Raw genomic sequence first — 20,634 nt, 5'->3', positions numbered from 1 at the left:
CATGAAACAGGCTATATATGTGTTGGAGATTTTCTCTCTTATGCTTACTTCACGAAACAGGCTATATATGTGTTGGTATTCTCCTCATGTGAGAGACTTCTAATATACTAGAACAGCTATCAATATACTAAAAACGCCATGAGAAATGACATAACTCGCTTACGCTCAAACAATGTCATTTCTCACGGCAACGTATATTTCTATCTGTTAAGTATATTTACGAAGTATCTCAGGCTCGCAGAATCCTCAACACATATATTTCCTGTTTCTGATGCAACATAGATTTCGGTGGATTGGCGGCGGACGAAGCCGCCGCGGCCAGCGTCACCCCCGGCATAGCTTCGCTGAGTCGTCTGCCATCTAAGTAATTACATAAAAAACGCAAAACACCCGTAGATATTATATGATACAGCAAACCTTCTGCAGGAAATCTGACAGTTCTTAGATGGGAATAAATCGTGTTGTCTGTAAAAATCATACTGTTTGAGCGAAGCGAGTTTATGATTTTTACAGACGGTTTTAACGATGCAATTCACATCTTAGAAATGACGATTTCCGAAGCCTGTTTGCCGGTATCATATATATCATACGGGTGAATTTATATATCTCTTTATTTACTTAGAATGTAAACTTATCAGCGAAATATGCCTCAAGCTCATCAATCTTCACACGAACCTGCTCCATGGTGTCACGGTCACGGACTGTTACAGCACCATCATTCTCAGACTCAAAGTCATAAGTGATACAGAATGGAGTTCCGATCTCATCCTGTCTTCTGTAACGTTTACCGATATTTCCACGGTCATCAAATTCACAGTTATATTTCTTGCTGAGCTGGTGGAAGATCTTCTCCGCACCCTCATTCAGCTTCTTGGACAGCGGAAGAACACCGATCTTAACCGGAGCCAGAACCGGATGGAAATGAAGTACGGTACGAACATCGTTCTTCTCTGCATCCAGAACTTCCTCGTCATATGCACTGCACAGGAAAGCAAGTACCATACGGTCTGCACCAAGTGACGGCTCAATAACATACGGAATATATTTCTGTTTCTTCTCATCATCGAAGTATGTCAGATCCTGTCCGGATACATTCTGATGCTGTGTCAGGTCATAATCTGTTCTGTCGGCAATTCCCCACAGTTCGCCCCATCCAAACGGGAACAGGAACTCTACGTCTGTAGTAGCCTTGCTGTAGAAGCTCAACTCTTCTTTATCGTGGTCACGATAACGTACCTCGTCATCCTTAAGACCAAGAGAACTCAGCCAGTCAAGACAGAACTGCTTCCAGTATGCAAACCACTCAAGGTCTGTATCCGGCTCGCAGAAGAATTCAAGTTCCATCTGCTCGAACTCACGGGTACGGAATGTGAAGTTACCCGGTGTGATCTCGTTACGGAAGGATTTACCGATCTGTCCGATACCAAACGGAATCTTCTTACGGGAAGTTCTCTGTACATTCTTGAAGTTTACAAAAATACCCTGTGCTGTTTCAGGTCTTAAATAAACTGTATTCTTGGCATCCTCAGTTACACCCTGGAATGTCTTGAACATCAGGTTGAACTGACGGATATCTGTGAAGTTGTGCTTGCCGCAGGACGGACACGGAACTTCATGCTCCTTGATGAAATCCATCATCTGCTCCTGAGACCATGCGTCTACACTTCCCTCAATTGCGATGTCATGCTCTGCACAGAAATCCTCGATCAGTTTGTCTGCACGGAAACGCTCATGACATTCCTTACAGTCCATCAGAGGATCGGAGAATCCGCCAAGATGACCGGATGCAACCCATGTCTGTGGATTCATCAGGATCGCACAGTCCACACCGACATTGTACGGGGATTCCTGAATAAATTTCTGCCACCATGCACGTTTTACGTTGTTCTTAAGTTCAACGCCAAGGTTACCGTAGTCCCAGGTATTTGCAAGACCTCCATAAATTTCTGAACCAGGATAAACGAATCCTCTGGCCTTTGCCAGAGCAACAATTTTCTCCATTGTTTTTTCCATGATATCTCTCCTCATTGTTTAATTAGTGAAAACCTAAGTGTTCTCATTATACCGCATTTAAAATATATTTCAACTCATTTATTTCATAACCTCCAGAATCTGGAGACTCCGAAACCTTTTGTCCGTATTTGCAGCCGTATATCTATGTATGATATGCTCCAGTTCCAGAAGCACCTCATCCTTTACCGTAAAGGTATACAGCTTTCCCATCGGGGCTGTGGCAATAAAACGCATCGCATAAAGTGCCGAAGGTGAAATCCGAAGATTTCCCTTCTGCCCGGATGCACATTTGGCACACAAAATCCCATGAAGCTCCTGTGAAAAGAAAGTCTGGCCTTCCGGGATTGCCTCTCTTGCACACAACGCACATTGAAACAGTTCCGGGCAAAGCCCCTGCTCTGTCATCGTCCGCAGTTCATAAATACAGCGGATCAGACGATTATCCATCTTAGGATTCAGAAGAGCTCTGACCGTAACATACAGAAGATTCATCATCTCCCTCTCGTCAGTCCCTTCCCGCCCGAAATAATCCGCCAATTCCAGGAAATAATACCCATAATAAACTCCCGGCTGCATTGCTGCCAGTTCCACAAAATGGTGGGATACTGACACCTGATTCAGATTATAACTGCTTCTTCCTTCAAACAAAGTAAAGGTTCCGAAAACAAAAGGATCTGCTGCTGCCAGAAACGGACTGTTCGGTCGTCTTGCCCCCTTGGCAAAAACCGAAATCTTTCCCCTCTCTCTGGTCAGCAGAACAATTCTTTTGTCATATTCGCCAATCGGCATCGCAGAGATCACAACTCCCTGCACGGTGATCAAATCACTCATTTATCAGATTTCCTTCTTGTTATAGCCGAAGTTTTTGATCATAAAGTCACTGTCACGCCAGTCCTTACGAACCTTGACCCAGATTTTCAGATTAACCCTGGCATCCAGCATTCTCTCCAGCTCATAGCGGGCGTTACTGCCGATTTTTTTGAGCATGGCACCCTGCTTTCCAATGATAATGCCCTTGTGGGAATCCCTCTCACAGATGATCGTCGCTTCAATATCAACCAGATTCCTTTTGCCGGGACGTTCTTTCATAGAGTCAATTGCGACCGCGATACCATGCGGAATCTCTGCATCCAATGCATGAAGCGCCTTCTCACGGATGATCTCCGCTGCAATCTGTCTCTGTGGCTGGTCTGTTACCGTATCCTCATCGTAGAACATCGGTCCATATGGCAGATATTTCAAAATACATGGAATAATATCCTCTGTATTCTGGTTTCGAAGTGCAGAACACGGAATGATCTCGTCAAAATCATAAAGCTTACGGTACGTATCGATCGCCTTCAGGATCTCATCCTTATCCACGGTATCGACCTTGTTGATAATAAGGATAACCGGAACATGAAGTCCTTTAAGCTGGTCTGCAATGTGACGCTCTCCTGCACCGATAAAAGTGGTAGGCTCTACCAGCCAAAGGATCACATCTACATCTTTGAGTGTCCTCTCCGCTACCTGGACCATGTATTCGCCCAGTTTATTCTTCGCCTTGTGAATACCCGGAGTATCCAGAAAAACGATCTGCCCGTCTTCGCAGGTATATACCGTCTGGATACGGTTTCTGGTCGTCTGCGGTTTCTTGGATGTGATCGCGATCTTCTGTCCGATCAGATGATTCATCAGTGTTGATTTTCCAACATTCGGACGTCCGATGATCGCTGCAAATCCGGATTTAAAATTATCTTTCATTCTTTCACTCCTGTAAAATCCTCTCCGTTTCAGCCGTTGATCAGCGGACTGATATTCATGAAGAGTTCTTTTTCTTTCTGTACTTCTGGTTCACTTCCTACAACACAGATTTCTTCATCAGACAAGATCGCCTCGATCAGCGGAGCCAGTGCCTGAATATCCTCAGCCTGTGCATTCAGGATCTCATCACGTTCTTTCTCCACCATCTCTTCTGTCAGACCGCAGAACCATGCTGCTTTGGAAATGCTTCCTTTCATCTGCGGAGTCTTCGGTACATCCTTTCCACTGATAGTTCCAATGATGTATTTTGTCATTTCTCTTTCATCTGCCTGGAAACCACGTACATAATCCGGAATTCCGGCAAAAACATCAAAGGTACGTTTCAGATGCGGATCACGGTAGGACACAAAGAAGCTCTCGCCACTGTATTTAAATCCGCTCATACATCCGTAAGCACCGCCTTTGACACGGATATTGATCCAGAGATAATCATAGCTTAAGGCAACCTTGAGAATATTAAGTGCACCTGTATAGTCGTAGCCTTTTTTGCGGAAGTTTCCTGCCTGTGCCACATACTGTACCTGTCCGGAAGTCATAAATCCTTCATTTTTCTTCTGGCAGATCATTTCAGAAGAAGAACTTTCTGTCACTTCCTGATGAAGCGTTTTCTTTAATTCCCTGATCTGTTTCTGAACACTGTCAAGGGACTCTCTCTCTCCTGTATAACTGATACAGAGATTTTCCGGACGAAGGATCGCGACCATCAGAGACTTGAGGTTCTCAATGATCTCTTCCTTTCTGTCATCAAATTCCCTGTCCAGTTTCTCAATAAACTGATAGTATGCGATTCCTGCCATTCCATCCTGAAAAGCTGCCATCGGAGATGCATAGGAAGCTGCACGGAGCACTGCTGTGGAATGTCCTGCACTTACAAGAGAGGATTGTGCTCTTGATTTGACTCTCGAAATGATTTCATGAAGTCTTCTGGTATCTGTCACATCGGATGTGTTAAGAATCTCACGGATCATACGGAAAATCACATCCATCTTCGGATACATTACCTTACCCTTGACACCAAAGAAGGCTCTATATTCATCCACAGAATCTGCACGGTCAAAAACTTCAACGCCGCAGGCAATTCCACCGGTCTCGGCATTGATCTCATTGGAAAGCTCTCCATAAGTGTAATGTGCGGTATCTACATATCCAAGCACGGATTTAAGGAGTCCCAGATATGGAACTTTATCCGGTGCAAGGTTCTTGAGGTCAAACATCAGATCCAGATAGGCAATTCCATTTGTTGAAACCTCATGATACAGGAAAAGACTTCCATCCACATCCAGTTCTTCATTATAAAATTTATCCGCAGATTTACGGATATCTTCCCTCTTAAGCATCGGGATACATTTTGCAGCCTCCGGATCTTCTTCTGCTTCCTGATATGCTTCCAGTTCACTGGTTCGTTTTACCATCTCCTGTCTTTCTTCTTCGGTGCATCCCCCAAGATAAGCGGCCAGTTTCTCTTCAAGAGCCTTGGCTTTTCTTGCGGCAAGTCCTCTGGACGGCATCAGGGTCAGTACCGAGCCATGTGGATTGTCAAGAAGATATTTACGGATCAGTTCTTCAAAATACCCTGTGTTTTTGAGAGATTTCAGTTTCTCAAATACCGGAATCAGTTCTACCTGTGCAAATGGATGCTCATCGTCATACAGCCAGTTTCCAAGAATATCAAGACCATAGATCAGGCCCTTCGGATAGGAAGAAAAATCGGCTTCCCTGTAGCGGAACTCCATACTGTTGATTCCGGCATCCAGTGCCTTGCGGTCAATTCCTGTCTCTGCAACTTTCTGAAGAACATCTCGGATAATGGAAACAAATTCTTCTTTCTTGTCTGCATTCGCACCCTTTGCGATAATATCAAAATACGGCTGACGGATTCCATCCTCATAAGCACCATAAATATCCTTGCCGATTCCCGCATCAAGAAGTGCTTTCTTAAGCGGTGCCCCCGGTGCGCTTAAAAGTGCATAATCCAAGACTTCAAACGCAATGGCAGTAAGACTGTCCATGGCAGTTCCCACAACAACATTGTAAGAAAGATATGCATTATCCTCCTCACTCTCACTCTCTGCAACCGGATATTCCTTTGTCAGATCCTGCATTGCATCAAACGCCTTCTGTTCTCTGATCTCAGAATCCACATCCAGGCTGTCAAAAGCAGAGAGATAATGTCTGTCGATGAAATCCAGTTTCTCTGTCATGTCCATATTTCCGTACAGGTAAATATAGCTGTTGGACGGATGATAATACGTTCTGTGGAAATCAAGGAATTCTTCATAGCTAAGATCTGGAATATTCTCAGGAGCTCCGCCGGACTCGCATCCATAAGTGATATCCGGGAACAGAGAGTTCATGATCTCACGCTCCAGAACATCATCCGGAGAAGAAAAAGCTCCCTTCATTTCGTTATAAACAACACCATTATAGGTCAGCGGGCCTTCTGGTTTCTCCAGGTGATAATTCCAGCCTTCCTGACGGAAGATTTCTTCTTTCTCATAAATGTTCGGATAAAAAACTGCATCCAGATAAACATGCATCAGATTCTGAAAATCCTGATCATTACAGCTTGCCACCGGATAACAGGTCTTGTCCGGATAAGTCATGGCATTCAAAAAAGTGTTCAAAGAGCCTTTGACCAGTTCGACAAACGGATCTTTGAGCGGAAACTCTCTGGATCCGCAGAGCACACTGTGTTCCAGAATATGTGCAACACCTGTGCTGTTCTTCGGCGGGGTACGAAAAGCGATATTGAACACTTTGTTTTCGTCATCGTTCTCAATGAGCATTACCCTTGCTCCGGTTTTGATATGCCGGAGCAGGTAGCCTGTAGAACGGATGTCAGTTAATTTTTTTTCTTTGATGACCTTGTATGCAGTCACTTTACTTAAATCCATTGCTGCCTCCGTTTTTATATGTAGTATTTCTTATTTTACCAGATTTATTCCGGAAGTCCGCCCTCGCCCGGGAAATAATCCTCAAAGACCTTGCGGGCTGCCTTTGTGAGCAGAGCCAGTTCTTCTTCCATGCCAAGATTTCTGGGTACTTTTACGGTTGTTTCATAGATATCATTCTTAAGCTTTGACTTGACGTCATCCTTCTTCATTGTCACAAGTCCGCAAAGTATCGTATTATAACTCTTGTCTGTCTGGCAGAGATCCATATACAGCTTGACAAGATGCTCACACTCTCGATAGACGAGTTCTCTGTGCAGCTCGCTCTTCTGTATAAGTTCATGGAAGCTTACCTGATCCAGTTCTTTCTGAAGGCTCTTTCGTGCACTCCTGGAACCAAATAATCTGTTTCCAGAAGCACGGTTGAATTCTATGGTCATCCAGAACTTCAGATAACCGTCTGCCCGTCCTCCCAGGTCAGATTTCATGCCATAACGTGCATCCCAGACTTCCTTACGAACCTGATTTTCCTCGGTATTTCCCTCCTGTGCGATTGCCTGCTCCAGAAGCTCTCTGCGCTTTGCCGGATCTTTTTCTCTATAATATTGTGCAATGATTGGTGTATCCATATATACCCTCCTGTAGATATTCTATTCTGCCACGATTTCTGAAGGTGAAGACCAACATTACGAAATCATTCTCTATAAAGTAATAAAAAACCCTCTTCCCTCCAATATGCCCATTATAGCAAAGATGGAGAAAAAAGGGTAGTCCCAGTTTACAGAATAAGCATCGCATCCCCAAAGGAGAAGAATCTGTATTTCTGGCGTACAGCCTCTTCATAAGCTGCCATAATATGCTCTTTACCTGCAAGAGCAGAAACCAGCATCATAAGCGTAGACTCCGGAAGATGAAAATTTGTGATCAGTCCGTCAATCATTTTAAAGCGGTAGCCCGGATAGATAAAAATCTCTGTCCAGCCGCTTCCTGCACACAGAATTCCATTCTCATCTGTCGCAGATTCCAGAGTACGGCAGCTTGTCGTTCCTACAGAGATCACCCTGCCGCCCTGCTTCTTTGTGTCATTGATGAGCTTCGCCTGGTCTTCCTCTACCATATAGAACTCAGAATGCATATGATGCTGTTCCACATCATCAACCTTGACCGGCCGGAAGGTTCCAAGTCCTACATGAAGCGTCACATGAGCAATATTGACGCCCTTCGCCTTCACCTGCTCCAGAAGCTCTTTTGTAAAATGAAGTCCTGCTGTCGGTGCTGCCGCGGAACCGTCATTCTTTGCATATACGGTCTGATAACGGTTCTTGTCTTTTAATTTATGTGTAATATATGGAGGAAGCGGCATTTCTCCAAGCTGATCCAGAATTTCCTCAAAAATTCCATCATAGTGGAACTGGATCAGACGGTTTCCCTCATCTACAACATCGATGATCTCACCCTTAAGGATTCCGTCACCAAATGTGATCTTTGCTCCCGGTCTTGCCTTCTTGCCCGGTTTTACAAGACATTCCCAGATATCATTTTCACGGCGTTTCAAAAGCAGGATCTCGATCAGTGCACCGGTTTCTTCTTTGTGTCCGTAAAGACGGGCAGGGATAACCCTTGTGTCATTGATGACCAGACAGTCTCCCTCTTTCAGATAATCCAGAATGTCTGTAAAATGTCTGTGTTCCATGGATCCGTCTTTCATAGAAAGATGAAGAAGCCTGGAAGAACTGCGGTCTTCCAGAGGATCCTGTGCGATCAGTTCCTTCGGAAGATCATAATAAAAATCTGATGTCTTCATAACTACTCCTTTTATTGGTTATCGTTCTTTTCTTTTTCTTCTTTCCACTGTTTCTTCCACTGGCGGATCTGATTCCACTCTTTGTTGGTAAGATCCGCCTTTTTGAGAAGATCCGGCCGGTTCTTTGCTGTACGCAGGATAGACTGTTCTCTTCTCCACGCTTCGATGTTGGCATGATGTCCTGATAAAAGGACAGGAGGAACCTTTTTGCCATGCCATTCTTCCGGTCTGCTGTACTGAGGATATTCAAGAAGATTTCCTGCAAAAGACTCCGTCTCTCCCGATTCCTGATTACTCAGAACTCCTGGAACCATTCTTGAGACAGCATCCATCATGACCATCGCCGGAAGTTCGCCGCCTGTAAGCACATAATCTCCGATAGAAACAAAATCTGTAACCACTTCCTCGAGCACGCGCTCATCAATCCCCTCATAATGTCCGCACAGAAAAACAAGATCCTGCTCTTTTGCAAAATCTCTGGCCATGGTCTGATTAAATACGCTTCCCTGAGGTGTGAGATAAACCACTCTCGGCCTGTAACCGATTTTTTCCTCGATGGACTGGTATGCAAGATAGACCGGCTCTGCCTGCATCAGCATTCCGGCACCGCCGCCGTATGGATAATCATCCACCTTCTGATGCTTATTAAACGCATAATCACGGATATTGATTGCATCAACGGACAGATATCCTCCCGCGATCGCACGTCCAATGATACTGGTGTTCATTCCCTGCTCTATCATTTCCGGAAAAAGTGTCAAAACATGAAAATTCATTTATATAAGTCCCTTCATCAAATGTATGGTCATTGTACCGCTTTCCAGATCTACATTCAGAATACACTCTTTGATCGCCGGAAGAAGGACTTCTCCGTGTTCCCTGGAATTAATGATATAGACATCATTCGCTCCCGTCTCCATCACATCCTTAAGTGTTCCAAACTCCGTTCCATCCTCCAGGACTACCTTCATTCCCAGAAGGTCCGCGATATAGTACTCATCTTCACCCAGTTCCTGACCCTCTTCCCGCGGGATCCAGAGAGCACACCCCTTATATTTCTCGATATCGTTGATATTATCGATACCATCAAATTTAAGGATGGCAAGGTTTTTGAAAAATCTTACATTTTTGATATCCAGTCTTCGATACTCTCTGCCTGTATCCAGCAGTACATAATCCAGATCCAGAAAACGTTCTGCATCATCCGTAGTAGGATATACTTTAACTTCTCCCCTCACACCATGTGTAGTGGTGATCACTCCGACCTTTAATAAATCTTCCATAAAAAACTCCCTTTAAGATGTAAAAAGGAGCTATGTTTCCACAGCTCCAATACTTTCTTTATTGCAGAATATCTACAATTACTTTTTTGCTGCTCTTTGAAGAAGCCGCTTTAACTACTGTACGGATTGCCTTGGCAATACGTCCCTGTCTTCCGATGACCTTTCCCATATCAGAAGGGCCCACTTTCAGTTCAATGATAACTGCATCTTCTTTTTCGTTTTCGGTGACTACCACCTCATCCGGATGCTCCACAAGAGATTTTGCAATTACTTCAACTAATTCTTTCATTACATACCTCCCTGTACTGTCTATGACAGGATCTTAAGAAATACCTTCCGTATCGTATCTCTTATTTCTCGATTCCGGCCTCTTTGAAGATTCTTGCTACAACGTCTGTCGGCTGAGCTCCTGCTGCAAGCCATTTTTTAGCTTCTTCTTCGTTTACTTTGTAAGCGCTTGGCTCGATGTTCGGATCATATGTTCCGATCTCAGCGATGCATTTTCCGTCACGTTTGCTGCGGGAATCTGCAACTACGATTCTATAAAAAGGTGCTTTCTTCTGTCCCATTCTTCTTAATCTGATTTTAACTGCCATTTTTGTTTCCTCCATTATGATATCTTTTATTGTTTTGGTTGATTTATTTATCTGTTAAAAAGGAAGCTTGAAGCCGCCTCTTTTACCCATTTTACCGCCCATCATTCCAGGCATCTGTTTCATTAATTTCTTGCTCTGCTCAAACTGCTTCACAAGACGGTTGACTTCTGCGATGTCCACACCCGCACCCTTCGCGATACGGTTCTTGCGGGATACATTCATAATCCCCGGATTGCTCCGCTCTGCCGGTGTCATGGAAAGGATGATCGCCTTGGTACGCTCCAGTGCCTTCTCATCAATCATATCTTCAAGTTCCCTGGCCTTACTGCCAATTCCCGGAAGCATGTTGAGGATACTGCCGATACCGCCCATCTTGTTCATCTGTTCCATACTGGTGAGATAGTCATTGAAGTCAAAATCCATTTTTTTGAGCTTCTTCTGCATCTCTGCCGCCTGATCCTGGTCAAGTGCCGCCTCTGCTTTCTCAATGAGGCTCATCACATCTCCCATTCCCAGGATTCTGGAAGCCATACGTTCCGGATAGAACTGCTCCAGATCTGAAAGCTTCTCTCCCATACCTACATAAAGGATCGGCTTTCCGGTTACTGCCTTGATAGAAAGTGCTGCACCGCCTCGGGTGTCACCATCCATCTTGGTAAGGATAACTCCATCGATTCCAACCTTGTCAACGAAAGTCTTGGCTACGTTTACCGCATCCTGACCTGTCATCGCATCTACGATCAGAAGTGTCGCATCTACCTGTATATTTGCCTTGATGTCTGCAAGTTCCTGCATCATGTTCTCATCCACATGAAGTCGGCCTGCGGTATCAAGAAGAACTACATTCTGCTGATTGGCTCTGGCATGCTCAACTGCCGCCTTCGCAATGTCTACCGGGCTCTGCTTATCTCCCATGGAAAAAACTTCCACACCCTGCTTCTCTCCATTTACCTGAAGCTGTGTGATCGCTGCCGGACGATATACGTCACATGCAACCAGAAGCGGTCGTTTTCCCTTGGATTTAAGTTTGCCTGCAAGCTTGGCAACTGTAGTTGTCTTACCTGCACCCTGAAGACCTGCCATCATCAGTACTGTGATCTCGTTTCCCGGTTTCAGTGGAAGCTCTGTTGTCTCGCTTCCCATAAGGCTTACAAGCTCATCATTAACAATCTTGATCACCATCTGTCCCGGATTCAGTCCGTTCATGACATCCTGTCCGACCGCACGTTCCTGCACAGATTTCGTGAACTGCTTTACAACCTTAAAGTTTACATCCGCTTCAAGAAGAGCCATCTTGACTTCTTTCAGGGCGATCTTGACATCTTCCTCTGTAAGTCGGCCTTTACTTCTCAGCTTTTTGAATACATTTTGTAATTTTTCCGTCAAGCTTTCAAATGCCATGCGTTATAACTCCTCTAAAATTTCATTGGAAATTTCTGTGATCTCCTGTGCCTGATAATCGGCCGCAATTTCTTTGATCCGATGAACCTGCTCTCTGATATTCAGAAATTTCTCTACCAGATGAAGCTTCGCCTCGTACTCCTCCAGCGTGTGATTGCAGCGCTTAATCATATCATGGACACCCTGTCGGCTGATCCCCAGATCCTCTGCTACCTCACTGAGGGAATAATCCTCCAGAACAACGCTCTCATATACCTGCTGCTGTCGTTCCGTAAGCAATTCTCCATAAAAATCATATAACAATGTCTGTTCCACAAATCTTTCCATCTGTAACCACCTTGGGTATCATATCGTATTTTGGCGTGGGTGTCAAGTGTTTTTTCTTGACAGATGTTTCGAAATTACTGGAACTGTTTCTCTGGCTCTTCTGCCTCGAATTCAAATACGCAGCGGTCAAATGCATTGACCACATTTGTTTCTTCGTATTTGTCATAACGCTTGTGTTTTCTTCCATATGACATGTGAACGTGTCCGTGGAGGAAATATTTGGGGCGGTATTTTTCCATCAGGCGACGGAAGACTTTAAAGCCCTGGTGCGGAAGATCACGTCCGTCATTCAGCTGATAGGCCGGTGCATGTGTCACAAGGATATCAATCCCTCCGCGAAACCATATTTTCGGAAAAAGCTTTAATACCCTTTTGTTCATTTCCCATTCTGTATACTGGTGGGTGCCGGGTTTATAACGCATAGATCCCCCAAGCCCCAGGATTCGTACTCCTTCGTAGACAACAAGTTTGTCGTCAATGCAGATGCAGCCCTCCGGTGGGATCTTTTCGTATTTATCATCGTGATTTCCATGTACATAGAAGACCGGAGCCGATGTAAATGTAGCAAGAAAGGACAGATAACGCGGATCCAGATCTCCGCAGGAGATGATAAGATCGATTCCCTCCAGTTTGCTTTTTTCGAAATAATCCCACAGATACTTGGATTCTTCATCTGCTATGGCAAGTATTTTCATCTATTGCATATCCCTTCTAATTCTTAAGGCCGGACTGCTGTGTTACCGGTTTTGCCTGTTCTGTTAATTCTTTCTGCGCCGGGATCGAACCGATGACATTCTCTGCCAGCCAGTCCATCCTGATAATCTCTTCCGGAGAAAGCGTCCTGTCTGGATCTGACTGAACCATTCCCTCCTGTGAATACAGGATTCCGGAGAACGGGTTAAATTCTCCTCTGGTTATATTATCCTTCAGAAGCTGTACCAGCCTTCTTGTTCCAATCGGCAGGTTCTGGGAGTGAATGACATCTACAACTCCTGCCGAGAGTCCCCACCAGTAGTTGATGGCTTTTGTTCCGTCATTGTCGTCATATTTCCAGGTTCCATCCATGATCGTGCGGATCAGCTGTTCGTAGAATTTACCCCAGTGCCACAGAGGCATTGCGATATTATGTGGTTCCCCGTTTTCCAGATGATACAATCCAAAGTATCTGGAAGTCTCCTCCGGGATCACCATGTCCTTACCGGATACCACTGTCACACCCTTTTTCTGGATGTTTTCCATGACACGTCCCAGATCCACATCCTTAAGTGTGGACCATTCCAAATAGACTTTGGCTCTTGGATTCACCATCTTGGCACCCAGAGCAAACGCATTGATATTTGCGATCGTTCCAAAAATCGGATAATCAGCGATATAGGCAAGCTGCCCATTCTCTGCCATTGCTCCGGCAATCGCTCCCATCAGGAATTTTGCCTCATGCATACGTGCATAATAGGTACGGATATAACGGTGTGAAGTATTCAGCGAACAGTTCACGATTCTTATCTCAGGATTTGCGATTGCGGCCTGTACGCTGGCTTTGACAAACTCCGGTGTCGTTGTAAAGATGAGATTGCAGCCCTTCTGGATCGCATCAAAGATTGCTTTTTCTGCGAGCTCCGGAGTCAGATTCTCATAACACTCTGTTGTGACCTCATCCGGGAAGGTCTGCTCAAGATGAAGTCTTCCCAGTTCATGTGCATAAGTCCACGCGGATGTTCCCGGTGTCTTGGCATAAAGGAACGCAATTTTGAGTTTCGGTGCACTTAATGGGAGCAGCCGGTTCAGAAGTGGTTTTTTCTCTGTGTTCGGATTCATTTTCAGATCGATCTCATGGTCATGTTCGAGCAGTTTAAATTCCTCCCAACTCTTTTCTACCAGTGTCTTGAGCTCACTCACCGTCTTCTCACAAAGTGCCTCGTACCCATAAACTGTCACAAAAGCCAGGAACGCATCTCCCGTAGTGATGGAGAGTTTCTTTCCTCCTGCTGCTTCAAATTCAGCTGCAAAGCGGGAATAAACGGAGCTGAAATTCAGCTTGTCATCGTCTGACCAGAGTTCTTTCGGTCCTTTTCCTACTGCCTCCTGAAGTTTTGCAAAGCTTCCGAGCTTTGAAAACCAGACATAATTGATCTGAGAGAGCGCATAGAAATCTACAAATTCATAATAAATTTTATTTTCTTTCTGATCTGTCTTTGCAGGAAGGATTCTTGTCACATATCCCGGTACAGAAACTGCATCATAATATTTCAGAACGCTGACACGCTTATTTCCTTCTTCTATATAAAATTTGTTCATATATTCATAGGCCTTGATCGGATCGCGGATTCCCTCTTTGAGATGACTCTCGCTCAGCACACTCCATTTGTAGGCAAACTCCGTATTTTCACGAAGGATCGGCATGAAGTTTCCGGAAAAAGCACTGCTTCTGCCACTTGTCTTTGTTCCCACGATCTGCTCGATCGGAATCTGTACCAGGCCAAGCTCTACCTCAGAATATCTGCCTCTTGATGGAAGGACATCATCCAGAACCTTCAGCGTTGGAATCTCTCCCCTCATCATCCTTGCCTGATAATCCCTTTTTCCTGCTTTGTATGCCTTGATATAATCTTCTGATACATATGCCATAAAAAAGACCTCCTTTCCGTGGATCTTAACTCTTTCGCAAAACAGGGGATCCGGACCCGTTCCGGTCTGAATCCCCTGATATTTTAACAGTATTTTTATTACAGACTTGCCCGAATCACTTTTGGTCTGCATCCGGCTTTTTCCAGAGCCTGAACGATTTTGTTCTTGTGCTCTGTTCCATACGCTTCCAGGGTTACCTTAAGTTCAACAGCCTCATTACGGTTAGTACTAATAAACTGATTGTGTTCCAGCTTAATAACATTACCCTGATTTTCGGCAATGATAGAAGCAACACGTACCAGTTCACCCGGCTTGTCTGGAATCAGGACGGAAACGGTAAAGATTCGATCCCTCTGGATCAGTCCGTGCTGTACAACGGATGACATTGTGATAACATCCATATTTCCACCACTTAAGATGGATACGACTTTCTTGCCTGTGAAGTTCAGATGACGGAGTGCAGCGACTGTCAGAAGTCCGGAGTTCTCAACGATCATCTTGTGGTTTTCTACCATATCAAGGAAAGCAACGATCAGCTCATCATCATCGATCGTAATGATATCATCCAGATTTTCCTGGATATACGGGAAGATATGCTCACCCGGAGTCTGTACCGCAGTACCATCTGCAATCGTATTTACATGAGGAAGAGTAACGACTTCGCCTTTTTCCATGGAGGCCTTCATGCAGGCTGCTCCGGAAGGCTCTACACCGATGACCTTGATATGCGGGTTCAGAAGCTTGGCAAGTGTGGAAACACCTGTTGCCAGTCCGCCTCCTCCGATCGGTACAAGGATATAATCTACAAGAGGAAGCTCCTGTACGATTTCCATTGCAATGGTTCCCTGTCCTGTCGCAACAGCCGGATCGTCAAACGGATGGATAAAGGTATATCCTTCTTTTTCTGCCAGTTCCAGGGCATAAGCACAGGCCTCATCATAGACATCTCCCTTGAGGATGACTTCTGCGCCGTAGCTCTTGGTGCGCTCTACCTTAATAAGAGGTGTGGTCGTCGGCATAACAATGACTGCCTTTGCACCAAACTTGTGTGCTGCATAGGCGACACCCTGTGCATGGTTTCCTGCGGATGCGGCAATCAGACCTTTAGCTCTTTCTTCTTCAGAAAGGGTGCTGATCTTGTAGTATGCGCCACGGACTTTATATGCGCCGGTACGCTGCATATTCTCTGGTTTAAGGAAAACCTTGTTTCCTGTCAGTTCTGAAAAATATGCACTCTTAATAAGCTTTGTTTCCTGTGTTACCTGTTTTACGATCTCTGCTGCCTCTTCAAAGCTCTCTAATGTAAGCATCTTTGCTCCTCCTCGTTTTATCACTTTTAGTCTTTTGTCCGGTTATTCCGTCTTCAGGTCCTTCTCATCTACATCAAACAGGGCATTGACAAACGCATCTGCATCAAACTTCTGCAGGTCATCGATCTGCTCTCCAACGCCGATGTATTTGACCGGAATGTCAAGTTCGGACTGAATAGCCACTGCAATACCACCCTTTGCAGTACCGTCCAGTTTGGTGAGGATAATTCCGTTTACGTTGACAACCTCCGCGAACTGCTTCGCCTGTGCCAGTGCATTCTGACCGGTTGTTCCGTCAAGAACGACCAGTGTTTCCAGATATGCCTCCGGATATTCTCTTTCAAGGATCCGATATATCTTACGAAGTTCTTCCATAAGATTCTTCTTATTGTGAAGTCGTCCTGCGGTATCACAGAGCAGGACATCTGCATTTCTTGCCTTGGCTGCCGCCACTGCATCATATACGATGGATGCCGGGTCAGCCCCTGCCTGTCCTCCGATAAGATCCACACCGGCACGGTTTGCCCACTGTGCAAGCTGCTCACCTGCTGCTGCACGGAAGGTATCCGCTGCTGCAAGGATAACTTTCTTTCCCTGATCCTTGAGTTTACCGGCAAGCTTACCGACGGAAGTAGTCTTTCCTACTCCGTTGACACCGATCACAAGGATTACGGATTTCTGATTTTCAAATGCATACTCTGTACTGTCTACCCGCATCTGCTCCTTGATCTCTTCAATCAGAAGCTGTTTGCACTCAGCCGGGTTCTTGATGTGCTTTTCTGCAACCTGTTTCTTAAGATTCTCTATGATCGCTGATGTCGCATTGATTCCAATATCTCCCATGATGAGGATTTCTTCCAGTTCTTCATAGAAATCATCATCGATGCTGGAATAACCACTGAAAATGGAATCAAATCCGGCAACGATATTATCTCTTGTTTTGGTAAGACCACTGACCAGACGTTTAAAAAATCCCTTTTTTTCTTCTGCCATTCTCATTCCTCCTCGTTATTTGGTTAACTGGCTCTCCACCAGATCAACAGAAACCAGGGTAGAAACACCCTTCTCCTGCATGGTGATGCCATATAACCTGTCTGCGGCATTCATGGTACCGCGTCTATGTGTTATTATAATAAATTGTGTATTCTTCGTCAACTTCTGAAGATAAGATGCGAACCGTCCAACATTCGAGTCATCCAGTGCCGCCTCAATCTCGTCCAGAAGACAGAATGGTGACGGTTTCAGGTTCTGGATCGCAAACAGAAGTGCGATTGCTGTCAGAGCCTTCTCTCCACCGGAAAGCTGCATCATGTTCTGAAGTTTCTTGCCCGGCGGCTGTGAGATGATCCGGATACCGGCTTCCAGGATATCTTCTCCCTCTGCAAGCTCCAGGGTTCCCTTTCCTCCGCCGAACAGTTCTCTGAATGCTTTGTCAAATTCATGCTGGATATCCCGGAACTTCTCGGTAAACTGTCTGCGCATCCCCTCGTCCAGTTCCTGGATGATATTTTCCAGCGTTTTCTCTGCTTTGACAAGATCCGTATACTGCGTTGTCAAAAAGGTGTGACGTTCCAGAAGTTCCTTATAATCCTCAATCGCATTGACATTGACGGAACCAAGTCTGCGGATTTCTTCTTTGATGCGGCTGACATCCTTTCTGATCTCCTGAAAGTCATCCAACTCTTCTTTCTTATAAGAAAGTGCATTGTTCGGAGTGATCTCATATTCCTCCCACATATAGGCAATACGGCTTTCTCTCTGTTCTTCGACTTTTTCTGCCTGACTGCGCAGGCGGAAGCATTCCTTGTCCAGAAGTGTCGTTTTTTCAGAAAGATGATCTCTTTTTTCAAAAAACGCCTTATGACTTCCGGTACGCTCTTCTTTTTCAGCCTCGCATGTTTCTCTCAGTGTATAAAGCTCCTGGTCTTTCTTTTCACACGCTTCCATCTCTCTTCGAAGGTTCTGAATTCCGTTTTCTTTCTTGACGATCTCATCGCCGCTCTGCGAAATATCTGTAAGCAGCTCTTCGCTTTCTGTTTCACAGGCCTGGATTTCTGTTTCCAGACGGTTCAGGTTCTCCTGAAGAAAGTGTTTCTGCTGCTCCAGTGAAGCGCAGTCCAGACGAATCTGTTCCAGTTTCTTCTGTCTGGCTGTCTCTTCTTCTTTCCATTCATCCAGCTCTTTCTGCTTCGTCTCAATGAAGGTTTCCAGTTCTTTTTCATCCTTCTGGGAAGCCTCGAGTTCTTTTGCAATATTCTGGTGATCTTCACGGATCTCCAGTGCCTGCCGTCTCAGTTCATCCTGATCACGGTCAATCTGACGATAGGTTTTTTGGATCTCCTCCTCTTTCTTCTGAAGCTGTTCCAGATTCAGCTTTGCAGTATTCTGTTCCACATACTGTTGACGTAATCTCTGCTGAAGCTCACTTATCCTGTCACGGAATTTATTTCGCTGCTCCCGGTCTGCAAGAACGGACTGCTGTGCAGCCTCTAATTCCTGCTTACGAAGTGCGACATTTTTTTCCAGTTCTTCAATCTCACGACGGCGGCCGAGAAGATTGCTGTTGTTCCGGAAGGCACCACCGGTCATGGAGCCTCCGGGGCTTAAGGATTCACCCTCGATGGTTACCATCCTGAGACTGTGCCGGTATTTCTTTCCGATCGCAATCGCATGATCAATGTGGTCCACCACAAGAACACGGCCAAGAAGATATTGTACCAGATCACTGTACTCGGCATCTGCCTTAACCAGGGTATCCGCGGTTCCGATCACTCCCGGTTCCTTCAATGCCTCTCTCTGTGTAAAGCCGCCTCTTCCGCTGATATTTGACAGAGGGAGGAAGGTTGCACGTCCATAACGGTTCTGCTTAAGAAAACTGATCATCCGCTTTGCTGTCTGCTCATTGTCTGTGACAATATTCTGGATGCTTCCGCCCAGCGCAGTTTCGATTGCAATCTCATAATCCTTCTGCACATGAATGATATCTGCTACAACACCACGAATCCCCGGTTCTTTTGCTTTCTGCTCCATAACTCTTCGTATACTGTTGCCATAGCCATCATAGCGTTCTGTGATATTACGCAGCGATTCCAGTCTGGAAGCTTCTCTGTGATAGGCAGTCTGACCTTCCTCTATCGTTTTGCTCTGCTGCTGCAGCCTCGCCTGAAGCTTCTGCATTTCTTCATTCAGGCGGCTGCATTCTTCGTTGGCTTTCTGAATATCCTGTGTGATCTCATCATAGGCTTTCTGATATCTGCTGCGGTCATTTCCGAGAACCTCCTCCTCGCTCTTGAGACGGAGAATCCTCTGACTGATCTCTGCCTTTCGGATATCAAGCTGTTCGATCATCGCATCAAAACGCTGTGCTTTACCCTTGGTAGTAGCACGGCTGTTAAGGATCTCAATGATCTCGTTCTTGCCATCCTCCACAGCGCCGGTACATTCCTCTACATTAAAAACGATATTCTCAAGCTGCTTCTCTTCTTCTCTTAAGTTTCTCTGGATTTCTCTTAATTTTTCCTGAAGTGTCAGCTTCTCCTCGGTCAGCTTTTCCTTTTCTTCCCGGCGGTGTGCAAGATCCTCTCTAAGTACAGCCAGACGGGCCTTAAAATGCTCACTGCTCTGTTTCCCTGCCAGGATCTGTTCTTCCATGACCTGCTTCTGGCCTTCCATCTGCTGTTTCTTAAGTGCATTCTGCTGCTGTTCTTCCTTAAGTGCATCCAGCCGGCTGTTTAACTCCTCCAGCTCCTGTTCCAGACGTTCATACTCAGCCTTCGTCCGGTCATAGGCCTTTTGTGCCTCATCCAGTTCTCTCTGGGCATTCTGAAGTTTATTCTCCAGTTCTTCCAGGTTCTGACCACTTTGTTCATACTCAAGAAGAAAAAGATTGACATCCAGTGTTTTGAGTTCTTCTCTTTTGGCAAGGTAGATCCTCGCTGTCTCGGACTGCTTCTCCAGTGGTCCTAACTGCTTGGTCAGTTCGCTTAAGATATCCGTAACGCGGACAAGGTTCTGACGTTCTTCCTCCAGCTTTTTGATCGTTGTGTTTTTTCTTCGTTTGAACTTTACAATTCCTGCTGCCTCGTCAAAAAGCTCCCTGCGATCCTCAGGCTTTCCGCTTAAGATCTTGTCGATCTGCCCCTGACCGATGATGGAATATCCTTCCTTGCCGATACCGGTATCATAAAACATCTCCTGAATATCCTTGAGACGGCAGCTGCTTCCATTGATCAGATATTCACTCTCACCGGAGCGGTACAGCCGCCTTGCGACCGTCACCTCATTATAATCCACCGGAAGTTTATGGTCGCTGTTGTCCAGAGTGATCGCCACTGACGCAAAGCTCAGAGGCTTTCTTGATTCTGTACCGGAAAAAATGACATCCTGCATGTTGCCGCCTCGAAGCTGCTTCGCACTCTGTTCACCAAGAACCCAGCGGACTGCATCACCGACGTTGCTCTTGCCACTTCCGTTCGGTCCTACAATCCCGGTGATTCCATTGTGGAATTCAAAATTGATCTTCTGGGCAAAAGATTTGAAGCCATATACTTCAATATTTTTTAAATACATAACTCACCTGCA

The 20,634-nt window shown here is 45.4% G+C and carries 17 protein-coding genes; all 17 read right to left on the bottom strand.

Translation table 11 applies throughout. The features are described 5' to 3' along the window. Window positions 1-618 precede the first annotated feature (618 nt). The gene (locus tag LIR34_RS11260; protein WP_173902773.1) at window positions 619-2,013 is read right to left on the bottom strand and encodes a glycine--tRNA ligase; all 1,395 of its coding nucleotides are present in this window, start codon (window positions 2,011-2,013) and stop codon (window positions 619-621) included. A 78-nt stretch (window positions 2,014-2,091) separates the two neighbouring features. Further along, on the bottom strand, window positions 2,092-2,844 hold the full coding sequence (gene recO, locus LIR34_RS11255) for a DNA repair protein RecO (RefSeq protein WP_173902774.1): 753 nt from the start codon (window positions 2,842-2,844) through the stop codon (window positions 2,092-2,094). Window positions 2,845-2,847: 3 nt separating this feature from the next. Continuing rightward, window positions 2,848-3,756 (bottom strand): GTPase Era, encoded by a 909-nt coding sequence (gene era, locus LIR34_RS11250; RefSeq protein ID WP_161286099.1) that lies wholly within the window; start codon window positions 3,754-3,756, stop codon window positions 2,848-2,850. A gap of 29 nt (window positions 3,757-3,785) precedes the next feature. After that, complete coding sequence (locus tag LIR34_RS11245) at window positions 3,786-6,710, bottom strand: insulinase family protein (protein WP_173902775.1); 2,925 nt, start codon at window positions 6,708-6,710, stop codon at window positions 3,786-3,788. 44 nt (window positions 6,711-6,754) lie between these two features. After that, a complete protein-coding gene (locus tag LIR34_RS11240; RefSeq protein ID WP_173902776.1) occupies window positions 6,755-7,336 on the bottom strand; it encodes a DUF6553 family protein in 582 nt (193 codons plus the stop codon). Between the two features lie 149 nt (window positions 7,337-7,485). Further along, on the bottom strand, window positions 7,486-8,511 hold the full coding sequence (gene queA, locus LIR34_RS11235) for a tRNA preQ1(34) S-adenosylmethionine ribosyltransferase-isomerase QueA (protein WP_173902777.1): 1,026 nt from the start codon (window positions 8,509-8,511) through the stop codon (window positions 7,486-7,488). Between the two features lie 11 nt (window positions 8,512-8,522). Continuing rightward, entirely contained in the window at window positions 8,523-9,287 is a 765-nt protein-coding gene (gene trmD, locus LIR34_RS11230; protein ID WP_173902778.1) for a tRNA (guanosine(37)-N1)-methyltransferase TrmD, read from the bottom strand. Next, a complete protein-coding gene (rimM, locus tag LIR34_RS11225; protein ID WP_173902779.1) occupies window positions 9,288-9,794 on the bottom strand; it encodes a ribosome maturation factor RimM in 507 nt (168 codons plus the stop codon). It lies immediately after the preceding gene. Between the two features lie 58 nt (window positions 9,795-9,852). After that, the gene (locus tag LIR34_RS11220; protein WP_005424345.1) at window positions 9,853-10,083 is read right to left on the bottom strand and encodes a KH domain-containing protein; all 231 of its coding nucleotides are present in this window, start codon (window positions 10,081-10,083) and stop codon (window positions 9,853-9,855) included. A gap of 61 nt (window positions 10,084-10,144) precedes the next feature. Continuing rightward, window positions 10,145-10,390, bottom strand: coding sequence for a 30S ribosomal protein S16 (gene rpsP / locus LIR34_RS11215; RefSeq protein ID WP_005424344.1), 246 nt, complete (start codon window positions 10,388-10,390; stop codon window positions 10,145-10,147). 54 nt (window positions 10,391-10,444) lie between these two features. Next, a complete protein-coding gene (gene ffh, locus LIR34_RS11210; RefSeq protein WP_161286105.1) occupies window positions 10,445-11,791 on the bottom strand; it encodes a signal recognition particle protein in 1,347 nt (448 codons plus the stop codon). 3 nt (window positions 11,792-11,794) lie between these two features. Further along, window positions 11,795-12,118 (bottom strand): YlxM family DNA-binding protein, encoded by a 324-nt coding sequence (ylxM, locus tag LIR34_RS11205; RefSeq protein ID WP_161286106.1) that lies wholly within the window; start codon window positions 12,116-12,118, stop codon window positions 11,795-11,797. A 74-nt stretch (window positions 12,119-12,192) separates the two neighbouring features. After that, window positions 12,193-12,813 carry a metallophosphoesterase family protein gene (locus LIR34_RS11200; RefSeq protein WP_161286108.1) on the bottom strand — a complete coding sequence of 207 codons (621 nt, stop codon included), beginning with the start codon at window positions 12,811-12,813 and terminating at the stop codon, window positions 12,193-12,195. 16 nt (window positions 12,814-12,829) lie between these two features. After that, window positions 12,830-14,743, bottom strand: coding sequence for a BMP family ABC transporter substrate-binding protein (locus LIR34_RS11195; RefSeq protein WP_173902780.1), 1,914 nt, complete (start codon window positions 14,741-14,743; stop codon window positions 12,830-12,832). Between the two features lie 98 nt (window positions 14,744-14,841). Beyond that, on the bottom strand, window positions 14,842-16,053 hold the full coding sequence (gene ilvA / locus LIR34_RS11190; RefSeq protein WP_161286054.1) for a threonine ammonia-lyase: 1,212 nt from the start codon (window positions 16,051-16,053) through the stop codon (window positions 14,842-14,844). 42 nt (window positions 16,054-16,095) lie between these two features. Then, window positions 16,096-17,046: a signal recognition particle-docking protein FtsY gene (gene ftsY, locus LIR34_RS11185; RefSeq protein ID WP_173902781.1), complete on the bottom strand. Its 951-nt coding sequence runs from the start codon at window positions 17,044-17,046 to the stop codon at window positions 16,096-16,098. Window positions 17,047-17,061: 15 nt separating this feature from the next. Continuing rightward, window positions 17,062-20,622, bottom strand: a complete 3,561-nt coding sequence (gene smc / locus LIR34_RS11180) for a chromosome segregation protein SMC (RefSeq protein WP_173902782.1) — start codon at window positions 20,620-20,622, stop codon at window positions 17,062-17,064. Window positions 20,623-20,634: the final 12 nt, after the last annotated feature.

This window comes from Blautia sp. MSK17_66, from assembly GCF_020538025.1.
In the GTDB taxonomy this organism is placed as follows: Bacteria; Bacillota; Clostridia; order Lachnospirales; family Lachnospiraceae; genus Blautia_A.
This window is presented reverse-complemented; position numbering and strand designations above follow the sequence as displayed.